The organism is Acetivibrio straminisolvens JCM 21531 (assembly GCF_000521465.1).
Taxonomy (GTDB): domain Bacteria; phylum Bacillota; class Clostridia; order Acetivibrionales; family Acetivibrionaceae; genus Hungateiclostridium; species Hungateiclostridium straminisolvens.
Genome location: NZ_BAVR01000008.1, coordinates 82867 through 89118, shown reverse-complemented (window position 1 = coordinate 89118; position 6252 = coordinate 82867). Strand labels below are relative to the sequence as shown.

The following is a 6252-nucleotide window of genomic DNA, read 5'->3' as shown; positions in this document are numbered from 1 at the left end:
TTTATCAAGCTATATTACTGAAAGATGAATATGAATATGCATATTAAGCGATAAATGAGCCATGTGAAATCAAAACCACCCATAAAACGAGTGGTTTTGATTTCAGGGCAATGACCGCCGCTTTGCACTGCCTAACGGTATGTCATCAGCAGCAAATTTCCATGTCATTCACATAGATAATGCACAAATTGTATCAACGGATTCCTGAGAATGGAAACGAATACCCCCTTTTACCGGTCCTCACGCATTGTTATGATGGATGCGGAAACCGTTGAATATCTTTGTGATTCCGTTGTCCATTGCATTGCTATGCTACCATAAAAATAATTCTTCTATCTCTACTCCGGCTTTTTGCAGAAACCTAAGGATGTCATCTCCGTAGTCGAGTACTATTAATCCTGAGATTGATGAGTCTATTAAAGTTTGACATATCGGAGCGGCAATCTCTCCAAAAATAAGATTTAGAATACGATATCCCGTGCCGGTATTAAGCATGCTTTTTCCCACTTCTACTGCAACGGTTGATAATGCTGTACCTACGCTTTGGGATTTGCCAAGCTCCTTTGCCGCTTTTGCAAATAATAGTTCAGGGTTATCAATGCTGGGTTTATTATTAAAGAATGCTTTCGAATCTATAAGCCAGCCGTTATTAAAAGCTTAAGTTCCCAGACTGAAGAAAAATCCGGTTATGGCACCGGTCAGGGCACCTTTCCAGACCTTTTCCCATATTTTACTTCCAGTTCCCGCTCCTCCTGCAAAACCTGCTGCAAGTCCCATTGCACTTCCGTGAACCGCACCGGAAAGAGTTCCGCTCAGAAGTGTCGCTCCAAGGCCATTACCCATTAGGCAGTTATACCGGCACCTATTGCAGCACCGGCAAGAGCTGCGGCACCTCCAAGGGCCATACCGGAAAGCACTCCCAGTAATATATCTCCTCCGGCTTTACTTGCCGCAATACCACCTACGACACCTCCAATTGCCATTCCTGCTCCCACTGCTACCAGTGCTCCTACGCCGATAAGACCTGCTCCGAAGGTCACTACGCTGATTACAACAACTGCAACTACAGCAACTGCCGCAGCAATAACCTTCCAATTTTCCTTGAACCAATCACCTATCTCCTTCCAGAAGTGACCGGTGGGATCGGTATATTTCAAAGGGTTATTCAGAACATAGCTGTAGCGGTTCCATGCCATCGGATTATACAAATCCGGTACGATTGTGTCCGGGGTAATAAACCGTGCTATTTTGGGGCAGTAGTATCTTGAGGACATATACAAAAGCCCCGTAAAGAAATCATATTCATTGCCGGAAAAGAGTATTCTTACTTCTTTGGCGCCTACTGCTACGATATTTTCAATAATTGCACCAAAAGGATCATAGTAAACGCTCTGCAGTATGCTGCCATCTGCAGCGGTTACTTTTGAAGTGCTTCCAAGGTGGTTGTGATGGAGATACACCGTTGCTCCGTTATCTTCCCGAACTCTTGCTATGCATAGGTTTCCGTCAAATATCAAAATGTACATGATATTATCTTCAATGTATATCATTTCATCCGGAGTAAGTATTTCGGTGGTTTTGTCGGGACCTTTGTAACTTAGTGCAATCCTTCGCCCTTGATGGTCATAAGTCATATCCACTCTCTCATTACCTCTGACTGCACTGATGAGCTTCCCTGATGAGTCATAACTGAATTCACCCATCGAAGATGAAATAAGCTGTCCGATTTCATTAAAATCAAACAAATCGTTTCCGGCCTTGCAAACATTGCCGTTGCTGTCGTACAAAAGCTCTCCGATATCCGACTTGAATGTAATATCCGAAAGATCATTGTATTCATAAGTCCATCTTAAACCGGATTTGGTAACGGCACCGGTGAGCCTGTAGAGATCATCATAACTGTAATCAGTGGAAATCTTTTCGTCCCGGGAATCGATTTTTACTATGTTTCCGACAAAGTCGTATTGATAAATAAATTCGTCAATCAGATTACCTTTGGAATCTTCTGTAACACTACTGATGAGACGCAAGTTTCTGTCGTCATAGGTATAAACGGTGCGTACTCCATTGTTATAATGAACCTCGGTTCGTTGTCCCCGGGCATTATAGCATATTCTGCTCACAAAACCCGGTATTGCCAGAAGCCTTCCTTCTCGGTCATACTCATAGAGTATTTTTCTTCTCCCGCTTCCGGGGGATAGGGCAGGATAGGTAATTGAGGAGAGTTGTCCGTCGGCTCTGTAGCTGTAGTCAAAGACAAGCTGACGGGAAGGAAGATATTTTGAAGAGATTGTCTTTTTTATTATCCTTCCAAGTTCGTCGTATTCATATATTTCCTCACCGCCCTGATGAACGACCCTGACAGCCCTTCCCAGTGTATAGTTTAAATTAGCGGACAGATCCTGGCAGGGATTGTTTGTATCATGATATGTGTATTGTGCTGTTTGTTCCGCTGTTTTTCCGTTCCTTATTTCTTTCAGACGTCCAAGGGAATCATAACTAAAAAGCACCTTGTCTCCCTTGCCGTTGCGTTTTTCCCTTACAATTCCCATGGCATCGTTAACAAACACGGACATTCCTGTCTGATCGCTTATAACTGCGACGGGATTCCCGCTTAAATCGTAGACAAAGGTTGTTTTACTTCCTTCAGGCCGGTAAACCCCAATCAAATCTCCTTTGATATCGTAAGTGTACTTTGTTGAGATAAAGCGATTGCTTAAATTTAAAGACACTTCACAAATTCTGCCTGTGGCATCGTAGACATTTTTTTGAGGTGTGCCGCTGTGAAGGGAGGAGCCTTCCTCTCTGTTATCCTCTTCATCGTATATATACACAGTGTTTCCGGAATACTCCATGCTCCTTACGGTACCGTCGGGGTTTGTGATCTTTAAGGGTCTTCCGAGAGCGTCATAGACCAGCTTGATGGAGTCAACGCTTTGAGGTTTTCGATAGTCCTTGCCGGCGGCAATAAAGGGAAGGAACTGTTCTTTTACCAATCCTCTGCTTGACATAACATAACTTCTTTGAACATACTCATGGTCTTTCCGGATAATCCGTTCCTCTATTACGTTTCCCGAACCGTCGAGGAATAACTTGTGACATATCGTTTCCGGAGAGTTGTTTACTGGCCTTTTTTCAATCAGAATACACACCGGCAGACTGTCGGTTATATACTTATACTTTACAGTGGGGTATTGTGCATTGGTTCCGGGCTCTACCGTATAAAGCAGTCTGCCCAGGGCATCATACTTTTCTTCAATTGTACAGCCGTTGGCATCGGTAAGGGTTTTCAGTTTGTTGGCACGCAGGTCAAAGGATGCGGTAATACTGTTTCCCATGGCATCCAGAATTTTTTCGGGATATATACGGTTGCTTCCGAATATAATTTCCGTGACGTCACCGAAGCTGTTTATGACCCTTCCCGTGTATACACCCTCAATATCCTCAGTCTGATACGAAGTTCCGAAAGCCCACCAACCCTCTTCACCGTCTTTGCGGTGATAGCCCAGGGACTCAAAATCCGGGATATCCTCGGAATAGATATTTCGAACGGTTTCGTCGTCTAATGCCAAAAACTCTTGATTGGTAATAAGACCCTTCGTGCCGACAAGCCCTTCGGGCATATTGTCATAATATCTCAGTGTCAGTGAAACAACTCTTCCGCTTTCATCGGTCTGAATCACTCTGGATGGCTTGTTGACAAATCTTTCTTCACTGCTTACAGCGTAAAAAATCCTTGTATTGAGTGTTTTGCTATCTGAAGGTTCATGGGGGTTAAAGGCTTTTTGTTGCTGTAACAGTACATTTCCGTATTTATCATATTCGAGGTTTTCGATGGAATTTATTCTGAAAACTTCGGCATCTTTGTCAAAGTGCATTGTACGGGTTTCGGTAAGAAGGGGAACGGTGAATTCCCTGCCGTCGGAGGTGTTTAAGACTTTAGTATCCCATTTGCTTTCGGTTGTGTAATAAAGGATCTCTTTTCCGTCTTTATCCAGGCCACAAACCTCTGTCTTTAAAAGTTTTCCCCGCAAGCATTTTAACCGGAATTTCTCCTTTTGGGGAAGAGATATTGAGATTTCCTTTTCATTACAACCGAGATGGTGGTGGTTTTTAGTAATCATTGACGGGACAGAATCGTCTCCTTTCTCAATTACTTCTACCGACCCAAAACCTGCAAATTCCATGTCACTGCCTTCGTAATGCCCGTCATGATACCGGTAGCGGTTTACTGTTTGAACCCCGGTGATCAGATCGGTAGAGACAATAGCAGAGACAACCTGCACGGGAAAGGGCAAGAATGTGTTCCAGGGCTTACCTATAGAAACATCTCTTTGACTTTCCAATGTCGAAACGCTGTACGATATAGATGTTTTGAGCCCCATTCCATTGTCGATGCTGTTCAGAAGATAGGGCTTACTACCCCCAGATATATCGAGATAGAAATAATCGGTTTTCCTGCTTCCGGGAGCAGTATAAGACCACAGAACACCCGGGGTGCCGGTACCTTCATGTCTGCAATACGTATATTTGTTGCATCCGAAAGGGGCGTTCCGGATATCTCGATGGGCTCACTCAAATGGGAACCCGCAGTGTTAATCCAACACAGGACCCGGTGGGAGTCGACGTAAATCAAGTCGGAACAACCGTCACCGTCAATGTCGGCAAGAAACATTCTCTGGGGAATGAAATTATTGGGAATTGTAACGGCATTTTTGAGTTTGAATTCTTTACCCCAGATTCCGTTTCCGAGGTATGGCCAAAATCTCACGCCGGAGCCGTCTACTTTCACAATATCCTGCAAACCGTCCCCCGTCATGTCGGCAAAATACACACGGCCGTCATTTATATCGACCGGAGGGAAAAGACTTTTCGGAAGGGTGACGGGGCTTTCTATCCAACCCTTTTCTTTATCCCTGTAATAGAGGCTGTAATAGTCTTTTCCCATGTACAAAAGATCGGTTATACCGTCACCGTTTAAATCCAATAATCTGGTATTGGGATCGCTGAGTTTTGCGTGGGGGGAGTGCCGCCAGAATACTGGCTTTCCGAATCCTCCTCCCGGTAAAAGGGGATAATAACCCGAGAGGGGTCGATCCATAAAGAGCAGGTCCGCAGTACCGTTGCCTTCCAAGTCTGCAAAGGCTACGCTTTGATCTTCAAGTTCTATGGGCAAAGGGAAGCTGTCTTTGGAATGAGGCCGCCCCCAAACACAATTGCCTTTATTTTCCCAAATTACAGATCTACCGTTCCTGATTTCCATTAAATCGGGAAGACCGTCTCCGTTGAAGTCGACAAGTTCTCTTCTTCCGTTGTCGTATGAATCGGGAAGAACATCCGGAAGCACGCCGCGGAATTTATTAAATTGAGGAGTACCAAAGGAGGTATAGTCCAGGGTCAAAACCGGCAAACTTTCACTGTTTCCCTCATCATCAAAGCCTTTTAACTCTACTTTGTGAAGAAGGGAATGCTTTCCGGGGGAAGACTCCTTATAGGTAAGAATCCATTTCCTTATAAGAGAATTTTCCGAATTACAGATATTAAGGTCAATGCTGCTGCATCTGAGATTGGTTATTATCGGAAAACCGGCCCTTATATTTATGACAGAATCATTCCTCTTCTCATAATTAAATTCAACACTATAAATGCTGTAGGAGATTTTTTTGATATAAAGGTTTCCGCCGTCCCTTATATATTCGAAAACGGCTTTGTATCCAAGGGGATCCTCCGTTTCTTCCAAGAGCCACTTGAAGGTTTCGGTGCGGTTGCTATTCTCCTTGAAAATCCTGGACTGTTCCGTTGTTCCAAGTTTGTACTTGACACCGTTTTGGTCCATGAGCATGAAGCCGTCGCCGCAGCGTTCAATACGCCAGCCATAGGGAGCGGTTTCAACTCGGAAAATTCCTTCTGAAATTTCCAATATCTTTCCGGCACCCTCAAGTACCAGAGTATCACTGTCGGTGTAGCTGGGGATGCATTTATTGGTAGAGCGGCTTATGGCAAGCAGATTTAATGAAAAACCCATACCGAAGGGACCGTTGCCAGAGGCCGTGTTGTACGAGAGGTTCAATTTAGGCGCAATATCGTTAGGTCCATTGGGAATATCAAGGGGGATATTATATATCCCTGTACCCATATGAAGATCCGGTTTGAATTTTTCACCAAGACCCTGTATTGTTCCTCCTCCTTTTGGCAACGACAGAATTTGTTCTGCAATTCCTGTTGTTTTACTCATTTAAACACCTCCTGGTA

At 44.2% G+C, this 6252-nt stretch carries 4 protein-coding genes and 1 pseudogene; all 5 read right to left on the bottom strand.

Features of this window, described 5'->3' with window-relative positions:
* Positions 1-171: 171 nt before the first annotated feature.
* Positions 172-300, bottom strand: a pseudogene (locus tag JCM21531_RS24985) (Glu/Leu/Phe/Val dehydrogenase dimerization domain-containing protein); the annotation flags it as partial.
* Between the two features lie 12 nt (positions 301-312).
* The gene (locus tag JCM21531_RS03665) at positions 313-495 is read right to left on the bottom strand and encodes a hypothetical protein (RefSeq protein ID WP_038287460.1); all 183 of its coding nucleotides are present in this window, start codon (positions 493-495) and stop codon (positions 313-315) included.
* 162 nt (positions 496-657) lie between these two features.
* Positions 658-843: a hypothetical protein gene (locus tag JCM21531_RS03660; RefSeq protein WP_038287457.1), complete on the bottom strand. Its 186-nt coding sequence runs from the start codon at positions 841-843 to the stop codon at positions 658-660.
* Positions 843-4487: a toxin TcdB middle/N-terminal domain-containing protein gene (locus JCM21531_RS03655; protein WP_243467157.1), complete on the bottom strand. Its 3645-nt coding sequence runs from the start codon at positions 4485-4487 to the stop codon at positions 843-845. Before JCM21531_RS03655 ends, JCM21531_RS03660 begins: the two co-directional genes overlap by 1 nt.
* Positions 4403-6235, bottom strand: a complete 1833-nt coding sequence (locus tag JCM21531_RS03650) for a SpvB/TcaC N-terminal domain-containing protein (protein WP_038287451.1) — start codon at positions 6233-6235, stop codon at positions 4403-4405. The genes JCM21531_RS03655 and JCM21531_RS03650 overlap by 85 nt, the downstream gene beginning before the upstream one ends.
* Positions 6236-6252 lie beyond the last annotated feature (17 nt).

Excerpts from the sequence above, each read along its gene's own strand:
- JCM21531_RS03660 (WP_038287457.1), bottom strand. The coding sequence starts at position 843 with ATGGGTAATGGCCTTGGAGCGACACTTCTGAGCGGAACTCTTTCCGGT.
- JCM21531_RS03650 (WP_038287451.1), bottom strand. The coding sequence starts at position 6,235 with ATGAGTAAAACAACAGGAATTGCAGAACAAATTCTGTCGTTGCCAAAA.
- JCM21531_RS03665 (WP_038287460.1), bottom strand. The coding sequence starts at position 495 with ATGCTTAATACCGGCACGGGATATCGTATTCTAAATCTTATTTTTGGA.